Annotated in this window: 19 protein-coding genes, 3 pseudogenes and 1 riboswitch; of the genes and pseudogenes, 14 read left to right on the top strand and 8 right to left on the bottom strand. The window is 65.5% G+C overall.

Annotated elements, in window-relative coordinates; translation table 11 throughout:
- Positions 1–99 precede the first annotated feature (99 nt).
- A complete protein-coding gene (locus FB384_RS20825) occupies positions 100–1,890 on the top strand; it encodes a sigma-54-dependent Fis family transcriptional regulator (protein WP_183786504.1) in 1,791 nt (596 codons plus the stop codon).
- 66 nt (positions 1,891–1,956) lie between these two features.
- Here FB384_RS20825 and FB384_RS20820 read toward each other — a convergent pair whose 3' ends face one another.
- Entirely contained in the window at positions 1,957–3,606 is a 1,650-nt protein-coding gene (locus FB384_RS20820) for a flavin-containing monooxygenase (RefSeq protein ID WP_183786503.1), read from the bottom strand.
- Between the two features lie 280 nt (positions 3,607–3,886).
- On the bottom strand, positions 3,887–4,771 hold the full coding sequence (locus FB384_RS20815) for an NAD(P)-dependent oxidoreductase (protein ID WP_183786502.1): 885 nt from the start codon (positions 4,769–4,771) through the stop codon (positions 3,887–3,889).
- A 49-nt stretch (positions 4,772–4,820) separates the two neighbouring features.
- Between FB384_RS20815 and FB384_RS20810 the strand changes: the two genes are divergently transcribed.
- The gene (locus tag FB384_RS20810; protein WP_183786501.1) at positions 4,821–5,195 is read left to right on the top strand and encodes a MerR family transcriptional regulator; all 375 of its coding nucleotides are present in this window, start codon (positions 4,821–4,823) and stop codon (positions 5,193–5,195) included.
- Positions 5,196–5,490: 295 nt separating this feature from the next.
- On the opposite strand, the gene FB384_RS20805 is transcribed toward FB384_RS20810, so the two are convergent.
- Together FB384_RS20805 and FB384_RS20800 are read right to left on the bottom strand one after the other, a co-directional pair.
- Entirely contained in the window at positions 5,491–5,784 is a 294-nt protein-coding gene (locus FB384_RS20805) for a DUF1330 domain-containing protein (protein WP_183786500.1), read from the bottom strand.
- A gap of 94 nt (positions 5,785–5,878) precedes the next feature.
- Positions 5,879–6,457, bottom strand: a complete 579-nt coding sequence (locus FB384_RS20800; protein ID WP_183786499.1) for a TetR/AcrR family transcriptional regulator — start codon at positions 6,455–6,457, stop codon at positions 5,879–5,881.
- Positions 6,458–6,544: 87 nt separating this feature from the next.
- Here FB384_RS20800 and FB384_RS20795 point away from each other — a divergent pair, with 87 nt between their 5' ends.
- The 9 genes and pseudogenes from FB384_RS20795 (at position 6,545) to FB384_RS20760 (ending at position 13,800) form a co-directional block, all read left to right on the top strand.
- A complete protein-coding gene (locus FB384_RS20795) occupies positions 6,545–7,585 on the top strand; it encodes an alpha/beta fold hydrolase (protein ID WP_183786498.1) in 1,041 nt (346 codons plus the stop codon).
- A gap of 56 nt (positions 7,586–7,641) precedes the next feature.
- Positions 7,642–8,166 (top strand): DUF3995 domain-containing protein, encoded by a 525-nt coding sequence (locus tag FB384_RS20790; RefSeq protein WP_183786497.1) that lies wholly within the window; start codon positions 7,642–7,644, stop codon positions 8,164–8,166.
- A 418-nt stretch (positions 8,167–8,584) separates the two neighbouring features.
- A pseudogene (locus FB384_RS27560) lies at positions 8,585–8,926 on the top strand (YbaB/EbfC family nucleoid-associated protein); the annotation flags it as partial.
- 160 nt (positions 8,927–9,086) lie between these two features.
- Positions 9,087–9,272 (top strand): hypothetical protein, encoded by a 186-nt coding sequence (locus tag FB384_RS26930; protein ID WP_228726549.1) that lies wholly within the window; start codon positions 9,087–9,089, stop codon positions 9,270–9,272.
- Positions 9,269–10,387 (top strand): hypothetical protein, encoded by a 1,119-nt coding sequence (locus tag FB384_RS20780; RefSeq protein ID WP_183786495.1) that lies wholly within the window; start codon positions 9,269–9,271, stop codon positions 10,385–10,387. The genes FB384_RS26930 and FB384_RS20780 overlap by 4 nt, the downstream gene beginning before the upstream one ends.
- A 415-nt stretch (positions 10,388–10,802) precedes the next feature.
- On the top strand, positions 10,803–11,405 hold the full coding sequence (locus FB384_RS20775; RefSeq protein ID WP_183786494.1) for a TetR/AcrR family transcriptional regulator: 603 nt from the start codon (positions 10,803–10,805) through the stop codon (positions 11,403–11,405).
- A 146-nt stretch (positions 11,406–11,551) separates the two neighbouring features.
- Positions 11,552–12,738 (top strand): annotated as a pseudogene (locus tag FB384_RS27370) (MFS transporter).
- Between the two features lie 59 nt (positions 12,739–12,797).
- Positions 12,798–12,968, top strand: a pseudogene (locus FB384_RS20765) (helix-turn-helix domain-containing protein); the annotation flags it as partial.
- 379 nt (positions 12,969–13,347) lie between these two features.
- Positions 13,348–13,800 carry a hypothetical protein gene (locus FB384_RS20760; protein ID WP_183786493.1) on the top strand — a complete coding sequence of 151 codons (453 nt, stop codon included), beginning with the start codon at positions 13,348–13,350 and terminating at the stop codon, positions 13,798–13,800.
- A gap of 170 nt (positions 13,801–13,970) precedes the next feature.
- On the opposite strand, the gene FB384_RS20755 is transcribed toward FB384_RS20760, so the two are convergent.
- The gene (locus tag FB384_RS20755) at positions 13,971–14,210 is read right to left on the bottom strand and encodes a hypothetical protein (RefSeq protein WP_183786492.1); all 240 of its coding nucleotides are present in this window, start codon (positions 14,208–14,210) and stop codon (positions 13,971–13,973) included.
- A gap of 344 nt (positions 14,211–14,554) precedes the next feature.
- Entirely contained in the window at positions 14,555–15,034 is a 480-nt protein-coding gene (locus FB384_RS20750; RefSeq protein ID WP_183786491.1) for a hypothetical protein, read from the bottom strand.
- A 195-nt stretch (positions 15,035–15,229) separates the two neighbouring features.
- Here FB384_RS20750 and FB384_RS20745 point away from each other — a divergent pair, with 195 nt between their 5' ends.
- From FB384_RS20745 to FB384_RS20735, 3 genes are read left to right on the top strand one after another with little or no spacing between them, the layout of a single operon-like run.
- A complete protein-coding gene (locus tag FB384_RS20745; RefSeq protein WP_183786490.1) occupies positions 15,230–15,610 on the top strand; it encodes a hypothetical protein in 381 nt (126 codons plus the stop codon).
- A complete protein-coding gene (locus tag FB384_RS20740; RefSeq protein WP_183786489.1) occupies positions 15,607–16,044 on the top strand; it encodes a MarR family winged helix-turn-helix transcriptional regulator in 438 nt (145 codons plus the stop codon). Before FB384_RS20745 ends, FB384_RS20740 begins: the two co-directional genes overlap by 4 nt.
- Positions 16,041–17,045 carry an IS481 family transposase gene (locus FB384_RS20735; RefSeq protein ID WP_183786488.1) on the top strand — a complete coding sequence of 335 codons (1,005 nt, stop codon included), beginning with the start codon at positions 16,041–16,043 and terminating at the stop codon, positions 17,043–17,045. Before FB384_RS20740 ends, FB384_RS20735 begins: the two co-directional genes overlap by 4 nt.
- A 471-nt stretch (positions 17,046–17,516) precedes the next feature.
- On the opposite strand, the gene metE is transcribed toward FB384_RS20735, so the two are convergent.
- Positions 17,517–19,802 (bottom strand): 5-methyltetrahydropteroyltriglutamate--homocysteine S-methyltransferase, encoded by a 2,286-nt coding sequence (metE, locus tag FB384_RS20730; protein ID WP_183786487.1) that lies wholly within the window; start codon positions 19,800–19,802, stop codon positions 17,517–17,519.
- A 144-nt stretch (positions 19,803–19,946) separates the two neighbouring features.
- Positions 19,947–20,162, bottom strand: a riboswitch (cobalamin riboswitch).
- A 216-nt stretch (positions 20,163–20,378) separates the two neighbouring features.
- Positions 20,379–21,458: a ribonucleotide-diphosphate reductase subunit beta gene (locus tag FB384_RS20725; RefSeq protein ID WP_183786486.1), complete on the bottom strand. Its 1,080-nt coding sequence runs from the start codon at positions 21,456–21,458 to the stop codon at positions 20,379–20,381.
- Positions 21,459–21,476 lie beyond the last annotated feature (18 nt).

The raw sequence follows: 21,476 nt of genomic DNA, 5'->3' as shown, positions 1-21,476 counted from the left end.
TGGGGGAGACCACGCTGCGGAGTGTCCGAAAATGGGACAGATGGGCTCCTGACTTTGGACGCACCATGTGTCGCAGGACACAAGGAGGTGTGCTACGCGATGGGTGAGGTCCCAGGCCAGAGCGCCCAGCTCGCCACTGCCCGTGCGGAATTCGTGGAGAACGGCAATTTGGCACCGTGCGACCTGCCGAATCACGTCGCCGCGTCGTGGAGGCGCAGCGCCTCGTACGGGGTCCCGCCGGATGAGGTGTGCCCGGACTACTGTGCCGATCTGGATTTCGGGTCCCGCCTGGTGCGCTGCGCGCAATCGGTGATCGAACAGCTCGTGGACCAGCTCTCCGATATCCCCCTGGGGGTCGCGCTGACCGACGACAAGGCGCGGCTGCTCAGCCGCCGCGATAGCAATTCGTGGATCGGCCAGCGGTTGGACCGGGTGTACTTCGCTCAGGGGTTCGGCTACGCCGAGGGAACCGTCGGCACCAACGGCGTGGGCACGGTGCTCGAGTTCGGCGACTCCGTGCACATCGTAGGCGCGGAGCATTTCGTGGACAGTCTGCAAAGCTTCGCGTGCGCTGGCGCGCCCGTTCGCAACCCATTGACGGGGCGGGTCGAAGGCGTGCTGGACGTAAGCTGCCTCAGTCGGCACTCGACGCCGGTGATGCACTCGCTGGTCCGCTCGGCTGCGCAACAGATCGAGAACAACCTGCTGCTCGACCGCAATCAGACTCAGCAGGCGCTGTTCGAAGCCTATTCCCGTACGGACGCACACGGGCGGCAGGCTGTGCTGGCGGTCGGCCGGCGGACCGTCATGGCCAACTCGGCGATTCAAGCGCTGCTCGACCCGGCCGATCTGGATGCCTTGCAGGATCATGTGCGGTTCATGATGTTTCGGCGCGCCACTGTGGACAACGGGATCGAACTGCCCTCGGGCCGACGGGTACAGTTGCGTGGTTCGACGGTGCAGGTCGGCACGGAGCTCGCGGGGATGGTCGGCGTGGTCTCCGTCTTCCGGGAGGCCGTCAGCTCTCCAACTACCGGATGTGCGATCTCGAGTCAGGGAGTCGCCGGGGCGCCGCGGTCTCGCGACGAGGAGAGTCATTGTCCGGCCTTGCGCGAAGCTGTGTCCATAGTAGACATTGCGGTGCGTGCGGCTGCCCCGGTGCTCGTCCTCGGCGAACAAGGCTCTGGGAGATTTACTGTGCTAACCGAGGTGCACCGCCTCGTGCACGCCGGCGGGCAGGTCGTCGTGTTGGAGGCCAGCGTGGTCGACGGGGCGCCGGCTGAAGCGATCGCTCGGCTGACGGAGCCGGTGACTGAACCGACGCTGTACGTTCTTCGCGATGTCGACCAGCTGTCCGCGCGGGCCGTCGAGGCACTGGCGGCCGCGGTGCTGGAGTCTGGCGACGGACCTCGGACGCTCGCCGCGACGGCGTCGGTAACCATCGCTGAGCATGCCGCTCACGAGCGTCTGCTGGCCATGTTCAACACGTCGGCGACGGTGCCGGCGCTGCGCCACCGGAGGGTCGATCTGCCGACTCTGGCGCGGTCGTTGCTGTCCGACTTGGCCGCACCCCGCGACGTTCGCCTCTCCGCCGATGCGCTGCGTCTGCTCGCCGGATACAGCTGGCCGGGCAACGTCCGGCAGCTGAAACATGCCCTGTCCGAAGCGTTGGCGCGCCGTCCTGTCGGTGTGATCGAGGCGCACGACCTGCCAGCTTTCTGTCAGAGCACACCGTGCAGTTCACTGCGTCCGGTCGACGAAAGCGAGCGGGACATGATCATCGCGGCGTTGCGGGAGACGGGCGGTAACCGGGTGGCGACCGCGACCGCCCTCGGTATCGCGCGCTCAACGCTCTACCGGAAGATTCGTCAGTACGGCATCACGGCCTGACGCGCGCACTTCCCGCTGGAGTCCGGTCGCCGGCAACGACGCCGGTGTTGCCGGCGACCGGAAGCTTCAGCTCGTCCGGAAGGACGGGTAGCCCGCCTCGGCTTCCTCGCGGCACTTCTCCCGGTATGTGCCGACGCCGCCGATATAGGACAGCAGTCGACGTGGCTTGCCGGGGACGTTGGAGCCCATGTACCAGGAGTCTGTCTTGGGCACGAGCGTCGCGTTGGCCAGCTCGTCATGGTGCTCGACCCACGCGTCCTGGCCCTCCCTCGTCGGCTCGATGACCGACTTGCCCTGCTCGCGCAGCATCTTGATCGTTTCGCTGATCCACTCGGTCTGCTGCTGCAGACAAGTGGTCATGTTGCACAGCGCCGCGGATGGGGCGAGCGGCACTGCGGTCGTGAGCATGTTCGGGTAGCCCTCGACCATTAGGCCCATCGTCGTGCGGATGTCGGTGTTCCAGTCCTCGGCCAGGCTGCGTCCGCCACGGCCGCGCACGTCGATGCGTTTGAGCGCGCCGGTTCCGGCGTCGAACCCGGTGGCCATGATGATCACGTCCAGTTCGTAGACGGTGCCGTCGGCGAGCTTGAGGCCTTCCGGCAGGACTTCGGTGATCTTGTTGTTCCGGACCGACACCGCCTCGACGTTGTCGCGGTGGTAGACCTCGAAGTAGTTGCGTTCCAGCGGCACCCGGTGGGTGCCGAACCCGTAGTCGTCGGGGGTCGGCACCAGGATGTCGACCAGCTGCGGGTCCTTCAGCCGGTCGCACATCTTCTGCCGGACGAATTCGGAGACCGCACGGCTGATGTCCTCGTAGAAGAAGATCTCGGCGAAGCTGGCCAGCCAAAGCTTGAGCGAGCCGTCCGCGTAGATCTCCTCGAGAATCTCGTTGCGCTTCTCAGGGGTGCATTCCTCCCAGGTGTACTCCCAGTCGTAGGCGAACCCGGCGAACGTGTGCGGAATGGTCTCCTTGATCTCCTGGAAACGCTCCTTGTAGGCCGCCTGGTCCTCGGGGGTGTATTTCGGGTTCTTCATCGGGAGCGTGTACTGCGGCGTGCGCGCGAAAACCGTGAGGTGCCCGACCTTGTCGGCGATCGTCTGGATCACCTGGATGCCGGTGGCGCCGATGCCGATCACTCCGACCCGCTTGCCTTCGAGGTCCACGGGCTCTTTCGGCCAGCGGGACGTGTGGAAGATCGCGCCGTGGAAGGTGTCCTGGCCTTCGAAGACGTTCTGTTGGGGCGCGGAGAGCATGCCACCGCAGGTGATGAAGAACTGGGTGTCGATGACGTCGCCCCGGCTGGTCCGAATGGTCCAGCGGCCGCGATCCTCGTCGAAGTGGGCACTGGTGACGCGGGTGGAGAACTGAATGTCCTTGGCCAGGTCGAGCTTGTCGGTGACGTACTGCAGCCAGCTCTCGACTTCTTCCTGGCCGGGGAACTTCTCGCTCCAGCTCCATTCCTTGTACAGCTCCTCGGAGAAGAGGTACTGGTAGATATATCCCTCGCTGTCGAACCGGGCGCCGGGGTAGCGGTTCCAATACCAGGTGCCGCCGACGCCGGTGCCCTCCTCGTACGCGCGTACCCGCAGGCCTTGTTCCCGCAGCTGGTACAGCTGATACAGCCCGGCCACGCCAGCACCCATGACCACCGCGTCGAGCTCGAGACCTGCCTGGTTGTCACCAGCTTGGGGCGCGGTATCCGTCGTAGTCGTCATCGCGAAACGCCTTTCTGTGCCTATGTGTTACCTGCCACCGGCACACAATCCTGAGCGCCGCTCAGGCAGGTTCCATGTCCCAAAATCGAACATGGGACGGCGCGGACGTTCGGGGCGGCGACCAGAAGCACTCGGCGTCGATCGAGCGACTCGGACGTCGCGGCGCCCGAGTGCCGACCCACTTCGCTGCGGCCAGTGGGGCGTGAGGTTCGCCGATCCGGACGGGGTACCGGCTGGTGCTCTCCACGCGCAGCTGTAAGCAATAGCTGAGCGGCTGCGGTCAGGGGCGCGAGGATCTGCTGAACTCCTCGATCAGCACGGGGTACTGCTCTCGGCCGCGGCCGGCTGCGACAGCGCGGTCGGCGATCGTCTTGATAAGCCGGGGCAGTTCGGTGCTCACGCCGGCGGCCTGGCTCTCGGCGAGGAGGTGTTCCATCGCGGCTATGTCGGTCTCCAGAGAAGAGACTTCCGCGGGGAAGGATCCGCTGTCGACCTGCTCGGCGTACCTGGGCAGCCACTCGGCTACGACGTTCGCGATCTGCTGCGCGAACGGGGCGTACGTTGCTGCGTTGACGCCGGCTGTGCGCAGCATCGCGGTGCCCTGCAGCCAGGCGTTGAGCACGCTCCACATCATCGCGAGGCCGGCGACGTCGTAGAGCGACGCCAGTCCGTGGTCGGCGCCGAGGTGGCTGACAGTGCCGAGCGCAGACAGCGTCGCCTCATGGGACTCGAAGTCTGACTGTGGCCCACTATGGAGGATCACTGCTTCGGCAGTGCCGATCGCGGGTGGGACGGCCATGATGGCGCCGTCGAGGTAGTGGGCGCCGTGATTGTTCGCCCATGCCGCGGTTTCGCGGGCGAGGCGGGAGTCGCCCGAGGTCAGGTTGACCAGCAGGCGCCCGTCGAGGTGCTCGACGTGGGGGTCGAGTGCTTGGTGTATCGCCGCATAGTCGGATACGCAGACGACGACGAGCGTGCCCGCACGCAGTGCGTCGACGATCGACTCGGCGCGATGTGCGCCGTCGGCGACGAGGGCGTCGGTCTTGGACGCGGTCCGGTTCCAGACGGTGGTAGGGTGGCCAGCCTTGAGGAATGCGCGGGCGAGTGCGCGCCCCATCAGGCCGAGGCCAAGGACTGTCACGGAGTTGCTGACTCTGTCGGTCATGCCGCGATCGTGAACGTTCGTACCGGTGTGAAGGTCAAGCGAGGTTTCCATGCGGATCAGTGAGCTCAGCCGGCGGACGGGAGTACGTCCGCACCAGCTGCGGTACTACGAGTCCCAGGGACTGCTGGAGCCAGACCGGAATCTCAACGGCTACCGCGAGTACGGCGACTCTGCCGTGGTGACGGTGAACCAGATCAAGAACCTACTTGCCGCTGGCTTGTCGTCGCAGGACATCGCCTACCTGCAACCCTGTGCCAGTGGCGAGGACCCCGAGTTCGAGTACTGCGGTGAGCTCGTCGACGCACTCGAGGCGCGGCTGAGCACCCTCCAGAGCCGGATTGATGGCCTGGTCCGCTCACGCGATGCGCTCCAGGACTACATCGACAAGGCGGGCGTGGCCCGGAAACGTCGCACGACCGGATAGACCTCGGATCGGACTCGGATCACGTTTCGGCACGAGCAGTATCGTCCGGCTTGGGTGCCTGGGCGACACACAGGTTCACTCGGCCTAGGGCGGACGGCGCTGGCGCGGTTTCGGATGCCCTAGCCTTCGAAGCTGCGGCTTGTCGTGCTCGGGACGGCGTGGTGGTTGCTGGCGCCTTCGCGTATGGCTGGCAACACAGAGGGCCGCGAGGTCACCGTGGCCGTAGGCGCCTCGGTGAGTCGAGCCAGTTGAAGCCCCGTGAGCCTTCAGTGAAGGTCCTGCTGAAGGAGCTCGGTCAGTCGATGCCTTCGACGATGCGGAAGTCGCGCTCGACGCCGTCGGCGAGGGCGGCCAGTGCCTCCTGGTAGGCCGCGCTCTCGCGCACCGCGACGGCCTGCTCGAAGCTGTCGAACTCGACCAGGACGGTGCGCTCGGCGATTCCGGAGTCATACCCGGCAACCCGACCGCCAAGGACGAGGGTCCGGCCACCCCCGGGCTCGACGGCCAGACGGGCCAGTTTGTTGTAAGCAGCCAGCTTTTCAGGATCTGAAATGGTGCGGTAGACGCTGACCCAGTAACCCTTGGGCATGGGAACCTCCAGTGTTGGAATGAATAGATCTGACGTACGGGTTGGTCTCTGGTGATCGTCGGCGGGCCTGGTGTAGGCGCTGCCATCTAAGGAATCATGGGAAACTGGCTTCCAGGTCGTTGATCTGTTTCGCGATGAGTGAACGTGCATCCTCGCGGCTGATGCGCCCAAGCATGGCAGTGATGGCCAGCCCCTCGGACGTTGCCGAGAGCAACTTCGCCGCCTCGTGTGGGGGGAGGGCGCGCCGGTCTTCGCTGGTCTCGAGCAGATTGACGATGTTGTCGTGACGTTCTCGCCAGGCGACTGCGATCAAGTCAGCGATCTTGTCGTCCTTCGTGGCGGCGATGACGAACTCGTACCAGACTGCGGTTCCGATCCGTTCGTCGGCCGATCCGGGGATTCCCATAGTGAGGAGAGTCTCGAGCCGTTCTCTGCGGGGCAGGTCGCCAGACTCGCCATGCTGCGCCGTCGCGCGCTGGATGAATAGCTTGCAGGCGTGCTGGATCAGCTCGGCCTTACTGCTGAAGTAGTGCTGCACCCGACCCATCGACACTCCGGCGGCTTGCGCCACGCTCCGCAAGCTCACGGCCTCGAGGCCCTGCTCGGCCATTACTGCGATCACGCCGATAACGATCTCTTCCCGGCGTTCGTCATGGTCCACACGTCTCGGCATGCTCAAGAGTGTACCAATGCACCTGCATTGTATTTCGACGCTGAAGCGTGTTACGATGCGACCGCATTGAAAAACGAGGGGGTAAGCATGAGAGGCAAGAAGCCGGTTCCCGCTAGACAAGGCCTGTATCGCGTGCCCCGCAGCGCTGTGATCGGCGTAGGTGCCCTAGCTCTGTGCTGCGCGGGGTTCACGGGACTGAACATCGCACTCCTGAGCAGCGATTCACCGGTCGGCCACTGGCGTAGCGAGGAGGCTAAGCAGGAGTACGAGCACCTGTACGAGCAGGCGATGGAGCTGATGCCTGAGCCGGTCGAACAGGCAGACGTCCAGACCGAATTCGGTACGGTGCGCGCCTACTTGTTCAAGGCGCAGGCGCCGCCGCCAGGAGACCACGACCGTACGCCCCTGGTGCTGCTCCCAGGTTTCGGCGGGCCAGCCGTGACCTGGTATGCGAGCATTGCCGACCTGGCTGCCGAGCGGCCGGTCATCGCTATCGACACCTTGGGCATGGCGGGCATGTCTGACCAGATCCAACCGATCACTTCAACTGACGATCAGATCCGCTGGCTGCGCGACGTGCTCGCCGAGCTCGCAGTTGACCGCGCCCACCTGGTGGGTTTTTCCTTCGGTGGATTGACGGCCGCCACCTACGCATCCCAGCACCCGGATCAAGTGGCTAGCCTCACCCTCCTCGACCCCGCCTATGTATTCGCGCCAGTGAACAAGCGGTTCCTGGTGGGCGGGTTCGTCGCTAGTTTTCCCCTGATGCCAGACTCCTTCGCCAGCTGGTACACCAGCTGGATCTCCGGGGGCACGGACGCGGCCACGAAAAGTCCCCTAGCCGGCCTCCTTGACCATGGCCGCCGACACTACGCAACCAAACTCCCCATACCCGAACAGCTCCCCAAAGAAAAGCTTGCCGGGATCGAAACTCCGACCCTCGCCGTGCTCGCCGGGCAAAGCGTGGTCCATGACGCACAGGACGCCGCCGAGACCGCGACCACAATGCCCAATGTGCGGGTTCGGATCGAGCCCGATGCATCGCACGCCGTCCACATTGAGCACCACGATGACCTCCTCCCAGTGATCTCGTCGTTCATCGCTGGCCACGATCGAGACGGCCAATGAATCAGGACCGGAGGTGGCGGTGGAATCTACGGGCGAGAATCGGCGTCCTGTCCTGGATGGTGCTGTTCGCAGGGATGCACGTTTACTGGGAGCTCGGCGGAACCGTCGGCTTCGGAGACGCCGAGAAGACCACGCCCGAGGTCGGCTCGATCGCGACCGTGGCCTTTAGCGCCGCGATCCTCGTGGCATTCTCGACAGGGCTTGGTCTGCTCGTACTGAGCATGTTCCCCGGCCAGCGCAGGCCGCCCCCATGGGTCATGACCACGTACTCAGCGACAGCGAGCATTGTGCTGTGCGCCAGAGGAATGAGCGGCCTCATAGACACGTGGCTACGAGAAACCGGACTCGCCGAAGGAGGAATCTCCGGTCTGACCTACCATCAGATCTACGGGGTGGCAGACCCGAACGTGGAGACGCTATGGGCCTCACACCTCATGGACAGCAACTTCCTGGCTGGAGGAATCCTTTTCGGCCTCCTCTTCATGACCCGTGAACGCATGCGAACCGACCCCAGGAAGGCGCAAGGGCCGCTGCGCCGTCTAACGTACCGCAAGCCGCGCGCGACGAAAGCAAGACGCTGATCGCCCGCAACAGATCCGTGGTCACGGTGCTCGTCCACCTGCGCGGCGTTCGCGCTTTCTATGCCGGCGGAATCTCCCATCGCCTCCACCTACGTCGTCCCGCTCTCGCTGTGCTCACGCAAGCACGACGACGTCGAAGACAGATCCCGAGGGGTGGCATGTTCGCGATTTCTGAACGACCCGACCAATCAGGCCCGCGCTGTTCGTGCTGGGGAAGGCCGGCCTGATCCAGTTGGGTGGGGCGGCACCGTGCTCCACGCCCGCCGTCATCGAGGCCACCGCGTCGAAGGTCACCGTCACGCGGCGCAGACGCGATGAGCCTCTACTGAACCTGGGGCGTTTCACTTTTCGCTGTGGTGAAAAGTGGTGGGCGTTCTAGTGCGCTCCTGGTGGGGTTCGTGGGGGAACCGTGCAGACCATGGAAGGGGTCGCGGGGATGGGTGAGTTGTTTGTTGCAGCCGACAGGCTGGGGGGTCTGTCTGATCGGGCTGCGGATGGCCCGCAGCAACGGCGATCTGGTGGTAGTGGCGATCTGGCCGATTTCGAGGAGCGGTTACGGGCGCGAGCCGCCGCGGTGTCCGAAGTTGAGGAGCAGCTGTCCAGCGCCCGGTACACGGGGACATCTGATCGCGAGCAGGTGGTGGCCACCGCGGATCACCGTGGCCGGTTGGTTGACCTCGACGTCGGCGGTGTTGTGTTGACCCGGACGCGGGCCACGGAGCTGGGTAGGCAGGTTGTGCAGGCGGTTAATCACGCTCAGTCGGAATCGGGCCGCGCGGTCGTGGGGGCACTGTTCGACCGGTTGGGGCCCCGCCTGGAGGCGGATCCCGAGGTGCGCAGTGACCAGGCGGTACACGAACTGGCTCCAGGATGGGAGCGGCATTTTCGAGTTGGGCAGCCAAAGGGCGGAGCAGTACGCCGTGACCGAGCCCATCGAAGGCCGGCTCGGTCAGGTAGGCGTCCACGACAGCGGTGCGCTGGTCGGGGTCGACCTGAACGAATCTGCGATGCGGACCATGCGCGCTGACAGCATCGCCCGCTACATGGTGGCAGCGATCAACCGAGCACAGGACAACGCCACCACACAAGGGAGTCGTTGGCGATGACGGGATTCCACGTGTCAGTGCCGGATCTGCGCGGTTTCGGCGGCCAGGTGGGCGAGCTTGGCACCGGTTACACCGCCCTCGGGAAAGGTATCGGAGACAAGTACACCTCGGCTCTCGAGACAGCCGACGTCAAGAACCAGATCATCGGCGGCGTCGGCGTGCTTGCGCCGGCGCTAGTCGCGTTGCAAGACCAGTGCGATGCACTCATGGGCGCCCACATTTCGGCTTGCAAGGTGATGAGCGAGAGCCTGGAGGCAACGGACGAGCGTCTGGTGGGTGCCGCTAACGACTACGAGGGGAAGGATCTCGAGGCGGAGGCGGAACTCAGGAAGGCTGATCCATCTGAAGGGGCCGAGGCAACCGCGGATGCCATCACCCGAGGCTCGGCAAATGAGTCCTGGGGCACCGACTATAACGTGGACGACTATCTCACGGAGGACCTGGCAGGCACGGTCATCCCGGAGATGGCCTTCAAACCCACTCTGGAGTCGGCGAAGCAGGCACTCGACAAGGCTGGTGGAGGCTGGTTTAGCAAGGTCGAGGCAGTCGTCGAGTACTTCTGCGGGTTCAGCCCCAGTGAGGAGATCGTCAAGCCGCTGATCGGTGATTGGGGCGTGCTGTGGTACGTGGCGGACCTGCACCAAGGCGCGGCCAAAGCCGTCAACGAGCTCAGCAATGTCATGTACTCGGGAGCCGACGCACTGCTCGGCGAATACTGGGCCGGAGACGCGGCCGACGATTTCTGCCAATGGATATTGGCGAACTGGTGGCGCGAGCTTCATAAGCACGGCGCCCTCTTTGACCGCTCGGCGGCGAGGCTCAACGAGATCGCTCACAAGTTGCAGGCTGACGGTCAGAAAATTGCCGATGGGTTGCTATCAGTGGCCGATATCGCGCTGGATATTGCTCTTGCTCTCAGGGGCGCGGGCAAAAAGGGCCCGGTAAACCCCGTATCGCTCGTGAAAGACCTCGGCGAGGCTGGCTACGCTCTCGGTGAGTCTCTGGGCACGTTGGGCTTGTCGCTCTATCGAGCCAGCAACACAACCTTGGCAGAGTTGACCTCTGATTTAGCAAAACTCAACCCACCCTTGAACCTGAAGCATTACCAGCAGTAGTGGTGTACCTGGCAGGCCTGGCAAGATTCCGCGCGGCCAGGGCACGTGCGCCGGGCGGATGGTGGCCTCGGCTGACTGGCAGAACCGCAGCACAGTGCCGGTGGCCTGGGCATATCTGGTTGCCAGATCGACGGCGCCCGTGACCGGGCGGAGCCGTGCGGCGTTCGGTCAACGGTCTGCCCGCGTCGCGGGCGTCAGGACATGGGCAGGACTCGGGCCCACCACGGCTGTGGCCGTGGCGGGCCGCTGATGTGCCGGGGACGGTTGGCGGTGATCTCGGCGTGGGCGGTGTCCTCGGCTGATGCCGGTGGTCCCTAGTTGTTGCGGGGCACAAGGTTGATGGCGGTCCGTGGAACGGGTCGGGCTTCGAAGTGATTATGGATTCTGAGATCCAAAATGGTGTAGGGTTTCCCTCATGGCACGACCGCGCATGTTCGACGAGACCGCAGTGCTCGACGCCACGGCGCGCGAGTTCCGCGTGCACGGCTTCGCCGAGACCTCGACCGAGCAGCTCTGCGAGGCAGCCGGCGTGCGCCGCAGCAGCCTCTACAACGCCTTCGTCTCCAAGGACGAGCTGTTCGTGCGCGCGCTGGAGCGCTACGTCGCGACAACCGGAGCGCGTCAAGCATCGATCCTCGCCGACGACGCACTCCCGGGCGCGGAGAGGCTTCGCGCCCTGATCGACGTCATCGTGGACGAGGAGCTGCAGGCGTCGAGCCGAGGCCACGCAGCCGGCTGCATGGTCGTGCAGAGTTTCATGAGCCCCGACCTGCGCGAGCGGGACGAACGAGTGGCCCAGATCCTCGACCGCGACCTGCGCGAGAGGCTCTCCTTCCTGTCCAGTGCGATCCGGGCTGGACGGATCGACGGGTCGATCCCTGAAGGCGTCGAGCCCGACGACGGGGCCGCGCTCGTCAACACTGTTATCTCGGGCCTGCGAGTGACCGCGCAGACCGGCATTGACGCAGAGGCGCTCCGCCGGATCGCCCTTGCCGGAATGAGCTCCCTCCTGAACTGACAGCGCCGCTACCCGGCGGCGCGCTTCTTCATGCCCACATTTTGGATACTCAAGTACAGAAAGGCTCTCCCTTGAGCACAGCACCAGCCAAGAAGGCGACGACCGTCCCACCCGCGGTGCACGTCCTCGCCGCCGGGGTTTTCGCGATGGTGACCAGCGAGTTCACCGTCGCAGGCCTCATGCCCCAACTTGCGGAAGGCCTCGGCACGGGGATCCCGCAGATCGGCTACCTCGTGACGATCTTCGCCGTCGCAATGGCCGTCGGAGGCCCGCCGCTCACTTTCGCCTTGCTCAAGGTCCCGCCGAAGACCGCGCTCATGATCGTCTTCGCGATCTTCCTCGTCGGCAACGTCATCGCCGCCCTCGCCTCCGGGTATCCGATGATGGTCCTCGCCCGCATCATCAGCGGAGCCGCTTCCCAGGCCTTCTTCGGCATCGCGGTCTCGATGGGCGCCCAATTGGTCGACGAACGGGTGCGCGGACGCGCCGTCGCCGTGGTGATGAACGGGCTAATGCTGGGCACCCTGCTCGGCCTGCCCTTCGCGACCTTCGTCGGCGGCAGGTTCGGCTGGCAGTCCGCGTTTTGGGCGATCTCCGCGATCACACTGCTCGCCGCAGTCCTGACCCTCGCCATAGTGCGCCCCCCACCCCGCAGGCAAGGGAAGGCGTGGACGCCTCCGCGGCGACGGGCTCGGAACTCGGGGTGCTACGCCGGCCCCAGTTCCTGCTCGCGTTGACCTCCAGCACGCTGATCATCGGCGCGACGTTCTCCGCGTTCAGCTTCTTCACCCCGATCCTCACCAAGATCGCCGGCTTCTCCGAGAGCATCGTGCCCGTGCTCCTGCTCGTCTACGGCGCAGCGACCCTGCTGGGCAACGTCGTCGTCGGACGCCTGGCCGACCGGCACACCATCTCGACCCTCCTGGTCGGCACCGGCCTGAACACCCTTTTCCTCACCGGCTTCGCGTTCTTCACCGACGTTCCGTCGCTGGCACTGGCGTTCATGATCGGCATCGGCCTGGTCGGCGTCACCATGAATCCTGCGATGGTGGTGCGTATCCAGCGTGCAGGGAGCATCGCGCCGCTGGTGAACACCATCCACGTGTCGTTCATCACCCTCGGGGTCATCATCGGCTCCGTCGTCGGCTCGGCGCTCATTCCGACCTACGGCCTGCGCGCCCCGGTCATCCTCGGCGTCGGCCTGGCGGTCCTCGCCATCGCCGCAATCCTGCCAGCCCTGGCCAGTCCGCACTTGCGCCGCGGCGCACCCGATGACGCATCGGAAACGGAATCAGACCAGTCCCTCGTATCTGCCGCGGCCGAAGACATCTGAACAGAGCAGGAGACCACCGTGATTTGCGTGCTGGCAAACCACTCCGGCGAGGTCAGGACATGACCCATGCGAACGCGCCGCTTAGCCTTGAAGGACGACGACGTTTGGTCGAGCGATGCAAGAACCGGCCGATCGCACACGTGGCCGCCGAGATGGGCATATCGCGTGCGTGCGCGTCGAAGTGGGTCAACCGATGGCGACGTCACGGCGATGCCGGACTTCAATACCGCGTCGCCACTGCGGGCCGTGCCTACCCTGTTTGGCGCCCCTGGCGCCCCTCCCTCTTACGAACGCCAGGGCTCCCGTTCGGGTACATAGCACATCTCATAACCAGCGTGCCGCGTTACAGACATGAGCGCGGGGGCTCGTTGCGCTGCGTGCTGTGGCACCCTGTTCGGCGCCCCTGGCGTTCCACCTCCCCGTAGAACGCCAGGGGCCCACCCGCAGGCCTCTGTCGCACGACCGCCTGGTGCCGGTGCCTTACCCGCGGTTGGCCAGCGCTGACCGTGCCGCAGGTCGTGTTTATCACTCGATTGGGTGTGGGTAGTCAGAAAATTCATGATCAAAACAAGGCCGGCACGAGCGCTTGCTCAGAGAGGGACGGCCTGTATGAGCCGCGACGATGACCCAGCCGCCAATTCTGACGGGGAGTCCCATGATCGCGTAGTCGACAGCTACAGCACCACGGTGACCGGTGGCGCCCGGGAGCTGGCGGTGACCCGGCAATTCGTTCGCGCCTGTCTGACCGATCTGCCGAAAGATGTCGTCCCCGATGCCGTGTTGGTCACCGACGCCCTCATCACCGAGGTCCTCCGGTCCCATGACAGTGCGCAGGTCGTCCTGCGCATACGCAGCATCGCTCGTGGGCACTACCTGCAGATCGAAACGACCCCGCTAGATACGAGGACGCCGACTGCCGGTGAATCCGACAACATACGGGCGTTAGTGCGGACCATCATCGAACAACTCGCCATCGACTGGGGCGTCGAGGGGACTGGCGGCACGGTCACCACATGGGCAGACCTGGACATCCCGGCGCAGCCGGCGATCCAGCGGCCGTAAAACGGGCCGTGACCTCGCTGTTGATCGGTATGCCGATCAGCCCGGCCCCTCTTGTCGTCGCGGCCTCATCGTGGATCGTGTGGGACACATGGCAAGGGGCAGGCGGGTTCCGTGAACCGAGGCGGGACCCACCTACCCCGAAATGCTGATCCCCCGCCCGGGGAAATGGTTCAACTATCGACCTCGACCTCAAGCAGCTCACGCGGGGTGTGTCGGGCGAGCCATCCACCGGCGAACGTAACTCCTCCGGTGACGAGCCCGGTCACCGCGGTTTCGATCGTGCCGGCGAGCACGTCGGGCACCTCGCCGACGACGTGCGAGACGAGCGACAACACGAGGCCGGCAGCCGTCGCCGCGAGCGCGGATACCTTGACCTTGGCCTCGACGATCGGCTCGCGCTTCTCAGGCATCGTTGCCGCCCTTCCTGATCTCGTCGAGCTTGCGTTCGATGCGGATAGATACGCACCATGCGCCTCCGACGTCGACCGCGCCGCTTTGGTGCGCATGTCCGCCGCGATTCAGCCGGGCAGGTGATACGAAAACGGCCCCCGCACCCTCAGTGGAGGATGCGGGGGCCGATCGGGGCGCGCTGACTGGGGCTACTGAGCGCTTCGCTTCGGTGCGCCTGTCGGCTGGGGCAGGCGACGGGGAGAGCCTCACACCCTCCGCCGTGGAGGGCGTGAGCCTGACATGGCGGCCGAGGCCTCTACGCGGTGCAGGGAACACCCCCGGTAATAAACGTTGCCGACCCGACTCAGCTACTGATGTACAGGTATTCACTAAACGCCAGCACCTCATCGCCGTTTCTTACTTGCATTTCAAATGCCAGCGGAGTGCCTTCCGGCATGACATCGTGGAACGTGCACTTTTGCCAATCGGCTTCTGACCCGTATGTCGGTGAGCAGCGCCATGACGCCTGCATGACGGATGTGTTGGCCTTTGCGTGGATTGAATACCCGTCCGCGTAGTTGTCCTTGAGCCAGAACCAGTCGCCGTGCGGTTCGAAGCAGGCCGCCCCTTTGCCGACAATGGACACACAGTTGTTGGAGTTGGGGGGATTCGAGCTGGTCCTGCTGGATTTCCGAACGTAAGCGTCAAAATCCTTGGTTTCCGATGCGAGTGTCGTGCCCGACCGGGGGTTTGCGTCGGAAGCTATCGCGGGAGACGCTGCTAGGAACGTCCCGGCTGTCATCGCAGCAGCAGCCGCGATCGACAGTAGCCGTGCCGTTTTCATTCACTACCCTTTCGTGGTCGGATGTCCCACCGTTTGTCGCGGAGGTGATGACCGGGGCAGTCTTTGTCAGGGACGGCGGCGATGTCTCGCTGTTTTCGATCCACCGAAAAGAGAGCAGCTACGTGTTGCGGGGCAGGAGGTTGATGTCGCAGCCACCCGAGCGTAGATGTATGCGAATCGCAGATACTGCTGGTCATGGAACCCAACCTTGAAGAAGCGATCAACGAGTGGCATGCGAGCGTCAATGCCCGCGACCTGCAGCGATCTGAGCGTACGGTAGGCGATCCGGTCGTCGTGCTCGGTCCGAAGGGCGCGGGTCCGATCACGCCTGCGCAGTTTGCCGAGTGGGTGGAGCGCTCGGGGATCAAGCTGGTCCCGCGGTCCTGGCACCCTGTCAGTGAGCGACTGATGGTGGTCGAGGAGGACGCGACCTGGCCCGAGAGCACGGAATCCACGCGGGTAGCGACCGTCTTCCGCGCTTCCGGCGGGAAGGTCACGGCTGCTCTCAGACTGCCAGACCTCAAGGCCGCTCTCGAGCTGGCCTACACCTGCCGCGAGATGGCGGCAACCGAGTGACAGTCCTCGGCCCGGGACAGGTCCTGTTCCATTTCGTCAGGCACTGGTCACGCCGCTCTGCCGCAGCAGACACTGGCGGTGAGCAGGGGCGGCTCGTGCTCGTGTGCGAGGCTGTCCATGCGCTGAGGCTGCGCGCCAGCCCGGCAACGGTGAACGCGATCGCGCAGGAGGTCGGGATCGACCAGAGCGGCGCGTCACGGTTGATCAAGAGCGCCACCTCAGCCGGGTACCTCGTCATGGCAGCGTCCGCGACCGATGGCCGACGACGCGAAGCATCACTCACCTCTGCGGGCCGGTCGATGCTGGACCAAGCGCATCGTTGGCAGGAGGAAGTGTTCGCTGAGCTGACCACAGGCTGGAGCGACAAGAAACGCCGCGACTTCCAACGGGCGATGACCGACCTGATGGACCGCTCATACGAGATGGACGCATGAGCCACGCCAACGCCCCGCTCAGCCTCGAGGGACGCCGCCGACTGGTCGAGCGATGTAAGACGCGTCCCATCGCCCATGTGGCCGCCGAGATGGGGATCTCGCGTGCCTGCGCATCGAAGTGGGTCAACCGATGGCGACGTCACGGAGATGCCGGGCTGCGCGACCGCTCATCGAGCCCCCACCGGAGCCCGAACGCCACACCAGCCTGGGCCATCGAGCAGATCGAGACCTGGCGACGCGAGCACAAGCGGTCAGCCCAACGCATCACCGATGAGCTCGCTGACCTCGGATTCACGATCAACCGCCGCACCGTCACCCGCCACCTGACCAGGCTCGGACTGGGTAGACGGAGGTTCATCGACCCCGGCGGCGACAACAACCGTAAGCCCGGGAAGATCACCGCCCGTTGGCCCGGACACATGGTCCACCTCGACGTGAAGAAGGTCGGCCGGATCCCCGATGGAGGCGGCTGGCGTATCCACGGCCGCGACAGCGACCAGGCCAAGACCGTCGATCGCGCCAAGTCAGCTGGCGCGAAGCGCGGCTACACCTACCTGCACTCCGCCGTCGACGGATTCTCCCGACTCTCCTACACCGAGCCCCTGCCCGACGAGAAGGGAACGACTGCTGCAGCGTTCCTCGCCCGAGCCAAGGTCTGGTTCGCCGCCCACGGCATCACACACATCCACCGGGTCGTCACCGACAAGGGGGCCTGCTACCGCTCCGGTGACTTCGCCCGGGTCGTCGGCCAGCGCACGCGACATCAGAAGACGAAGCCGTACACCCCGCGCCACAACGGCAAGGTTGAGCGCTACCAGCGAATCCTGGCCGAGGAACTGCTCTACGCCCGCGAGTTCAATAGCGAGGACGCCCGCTCTTCCGCGATCGCCGTCTGGAACATCCACTACAACTACCACCGACCGCACAGCGGAGCCGGCGGACGGCCGCCAGCATCTCGACTTCGCGGCGGCGTCACCAACGTCCAGCCCTCATACACCTAGTTGGCTTCGTATCCAGCGTGTCGGGGTTTCCGTGGGCGAGGTCGTCCATCGGGGTGGGAGCCGGTCGGTACACGCGGCCGGTGGCGGTCAGGTCACCGGTAGTCCGGTGAAAACGACATCGACCACGTCGCGTAGATCGGTCGCACTGGTCATGCGTTCTCTTCTTGCGTGGGAGCGGATGTGATTCCGGCCAGGGGCGGAGATTCGGCAGGACTGTGATGAGACACGACCGGTGCGCGAACACCAGTCGGTCAAGCTCCCGATCAGGCCAGCTGCTCCGACCGGGCCGGGGCCGGCAACCACGAGCGGATAAGTCCCGTGAAAGGCACGAAGTCGGCGCGGACGAGGAGTGGAGATGAGCCGGCGCAGCTCGCCGTGCTCGTGTCCGACGTGAAGTCGGGTGCGGTCCAACCGGCGGTGTGGGGCCGCCGATCGGCGGCCCCACACAGGTGCTCCCAGGTGCTGCAGTGGTCAGCGCAGAGTTGCGCGTGCCCGCGTGGTCGCGTCGAGCATGTTCCGCAGCGCGTGCTCGACCTCGGTGTAACCGCGGGTCTTGAGTCCGCAGTCCGGGTTGACCCACAGCCGTTCGGCGGGCACGGCCTCCAACGCGGCCTGCAGCAGATCGGTGATCTCGGAGGATTCGGGCACTCGCGGGGAGTGGATGTCGTAGACGCCCGGTCCGATGCCCTTGGCGTAGCCGACGTCGCTCAGATCGCGGAGGACCTCCATGCGCGAGCGAGCGGCCTCGATGCTCGTCACATCGGCGTCGAGCGCGACGATCGCGTCGATGACGTCGCCGAACTCCGAGTAGCACAGGTGGGTGTGGATCTGGGTGCTGTCGGTGACTCCGGTAGTGGCGAGCCGGAACGACTCGACGGCCCAGTCCAGGTACTCCTGCTGCTGCGCGGCCCGCAACGGCAGGAGTTCCCGCAGGGCCGGCTCGTCGACCTGCACCACCCTGATCCCCGCCGTTTCGAGGTCGCGCACCTCGTCCCGGATTGCCAGCGCGACCTGTGTGGCCGTGTCCCCGAGCGGCTGGTCGTTGCGCACGAACGACCAGGCCAGGATCGTGACGGGGCCCGTGAGCATTCCTTTCACCGGCTTCGACGTGAGTCCCTGGGCATAGGTGGTCCAGTCGACGGTCATCGGTTCCGGCCGGGACACGTCGCCGAACAGGATCGGCGGGCGCACGCACCGGGATCCGTAGGACTGCACCCAGCCGTGGTGGGTGGAGACGAAGCCCTCCAGATACTCGGAGAAGTACTGCACCATGTCGCCTCGCTCGGGCTCACCGTGTACGAGCACATCCAGGCCGAGATCCTCCTGCAGGCGGATCACCCGCTCGATCTCCTCGCGCATCCGCCGGCGGTAGGCGGCCTCGTCGATGCTGCCGCGGCGCAGCTGCGCACGGGCCTTGCGGACGTCGGTGGTCTGCGGGAACGAGCCGATCGTCGTGGTGGGCAGTGGGGGCAGCGCCAGCGCTGCGGCCTGTGCATCCCGGCGCACCGGATAGTCGGCACGCCGGGAGGCCTCCGGGCGCAGTGCTGCCACCCGCGATCGCACGCCGGAGTGGCGTACCCGATCCGCGGTGGCGCGGTCGGCGACGGCAGCGCGTGCGGCGCCGAGGTCGGTGGCCACTGCGTCCCGGCCTTCGCGCAATGCCCTGCCCAGCGTGACCACTTCACGCACCTTCTGTGCCGCGAACGCCAGCCACGATTTGACCTGCGGCTCGATGTCCTCCGGTTCTACGTCGTAGGGCACGTGCAGCAGCGAACAGGACGTGCCGACGGCGAGCTCGTCGGCGCTGCCCAGGAGGCTCGCGGCCGTGGCCAGTGCCTTGTCGAGGTCGGTGCGCCAGACGTTGCGGCCGTCGACGAGGCCGGCGACCAGGGTCTTGTCCCGCAGGCCGGTCAGCGTCGGCAGCGTGTCGACAGTGGCGCGATCGGTGACGAGGTCGACCGCGAGACCGTCGACGGGGGAGGAGGCCAGCACGTCCAGTGCGTCGCCGAGGTCGCCGAAGTAGCCCGCGACGAGGAGTTTCGGCCGCTCGGACAGGCTGCCGAGCCGGCGGTAGGTTTCCCGCAGCGCGCCCAGCTCGGTCTGGGTGCGGTCGGCCGCGAACGCGGGTTCGTCGAGCTGTACCCATTCCGTCCCGGCACGCCGGAGCTCGGCGAGCAGTTCGGCGTAGACGTCGACGAGATCGTCGAGCCGGTCCAGTGGCCGGAACGCAGCGGGCGCTTCACCGTCCGGTTTGGACAGCAGGAGAAACGTCAGCGGGCCCACCAGTACGGGCCGCGTGGTGATGCCGAGTTCGGTGGCCTCGCGGAACTGTTCGACCGGTGTCCGGTCGGACAGCGAGAACGTCGTATCCGGTCCGATCTCCGGAACGAGGTAGTGATAGTTGGTGTCGAACCACTTCGTCATTTCCAGCGGCGGCGTCGATTCCACGCCGCGTGCCATGGCGAAATAGGTGTCCAGCGGGTTCAGGCCCAGCTCGCGGTAGCGGCGCGGGACCGCGCCGACCGTGACGGCGGTGTCCAGGACCTGGTCGTAGTAGGAAAACGTGTTGCCGGGTACCGAGTCGAGCCCGGCGTCGTGCAGCGCGTGCCAGGAGTCGGCGCGGAGTTTCCACGCGACGTCACGCAGATCGGCTTCGTCGGTCTCGGCCGACCAGTACTTCTCCAGGGCACGTTTGAGTTCCCGGTTGGGCCCGATACGGGGATATCCCAGGACGGTGGATCCGATGGTGCCGGTCAAGGCTCTCTCCTCGCGAGCTCGACGATACGGACGCCGAGGTCTTCGAGGAGGACACGCCGACCGGAGAGCAGCACACCTCGCCACCGAACCGGTCGTCCGTCAGGTCCTCCCGCGAGACCTCGGACCACGTGCGCCGCGGCGCACGTACCGGTGGCAGGTCTTCGGACTCGCGGGCGTTTCCGGCGCTGCACGCCGGGATTCCTACCGGCCGTCGCTTCCCGGATCGCATCCAGTGCTTCTGACGGCTGTCGTTCCCACTCACCGCTGCGGGGCAGTCCCGGATTCGCACCGGGTTCCCTCTTGCCTCGTCCGAACCCGACGCGACCGGGTCGTGATGGGGAACGGACGAACCACCAGCACCATCAGGCTAGTCGTGGTCAGCTCCATGACAAGCCCGCACGGCTCATCGGAGGGAACTTGCAAGGGCCCCGCGCGGGTCCGGCACGGCGCACGACGTCGGCTTTCCCGATCATCGGGCGGCGCCGGAGATGTCGATCACAACGACCCGTCGGTCCGGCGTGCACCGACGGACCCGGACCGGACACCGGGGCGACCGGCCCGGGTCGCGGGCGGGTGTCAGTCCCAGTCGAGGGTCGAGCCCGATTGGTACTCGATCACTCTGGTCTCGAAGAAGTTCTTCTCCTTCTGCAGGTCCATCGCCTCCGACAGCCACGGGAACGGGTTGTCGACCTCGGCGAACACCGGTCGCAGTCCCAGTTGGTCACACCGGCGGTTGGTGATGAAGTGCATGTACTGCGCGCACAGCTCGGCGTTGAGCCCCAGGATGCCGCGGGGCATGGTGTCGCGGCCGTAGGCGATCTCCAGCTCGCACGCCTCGGTCAGCATCTGCCGCACTTCCTCCTGGAACTCCGGGCTCCACAGGTGCGGGTTCTCGAGCTTGATCTGGTTGATGCAATCGATGCCGAAGTTCAGGTGGATCGACTCGTCACGCAGGATGTACTGGTACTGCTCGGCGATGCCGACCATCTTGTTGCGCCTTCCCAGCGACAGGATCTGCGCGAAACCGGTGTAGAACCACATGCCTTCGAAGATCACGTAGAAGGCGACGAGGTCACGCAGGAACGCCTGGTCGGCCTCGGGGGTACCGGTCGTGAAGTCGGGATTCTCGAGGTTCTGGGTGTAGTGCAGTGCCCACGAGTCCTTGTCGGCGATCGACGGGATCTCCCGGTAGGCGTTGAACAGCTCGCCCTCGTCGAGCCCGAGGCTCTCACAGATGTACTGGAACGTGTGCGTGTGCACGGCCTCCTCGAAGGCCTGCCGCAGCAGGTACTGACGGCACTCGGGGTTGGTGATGTGGCGGTACACGGCGAGCACGATGTTGTTGGCCACCAGTGATTCCGCCGTGGCGAAGAATCCCAGGTTGCGCGTGAGCATCAGACGCTCGTCGTCGGTCAGTCCGTCGCGCGACTTCCACAGCGCCATGTCGGCCTGCATCGACACCTCGGTCGGCATCCAGTGATTGGCACAGCCGGCGAGGTACTTCTGCCACGCCCAGCCGTACTTCATCGGCAGCAGCTGGTTGACGTCGGCACGGGCGTTGATCATCGACTTCTCGCCGACGTCGACGCGACCGGCGCCCCGGTCGATCGCGCCGAGTCCGGTCATCGCCGCGGCGGAGGTGGGTTGGACGGTCATGGAATCGCTTCCGTGGTC

Origin of the sequence: Prauserella sediminis, from assembly GCF_014195435.1 — a bacterium.
GTDB lineage: Bacteria > Actinomycetota > Actinomycetes > Mycobacteriales > Pseudonocardiaceae > Prauserella > Prauserella salsuginis.
Note: the sequence above shows the minus strand (reverse complement) of the source record. Positions and strands in the feature narration are given on the sequence as shown.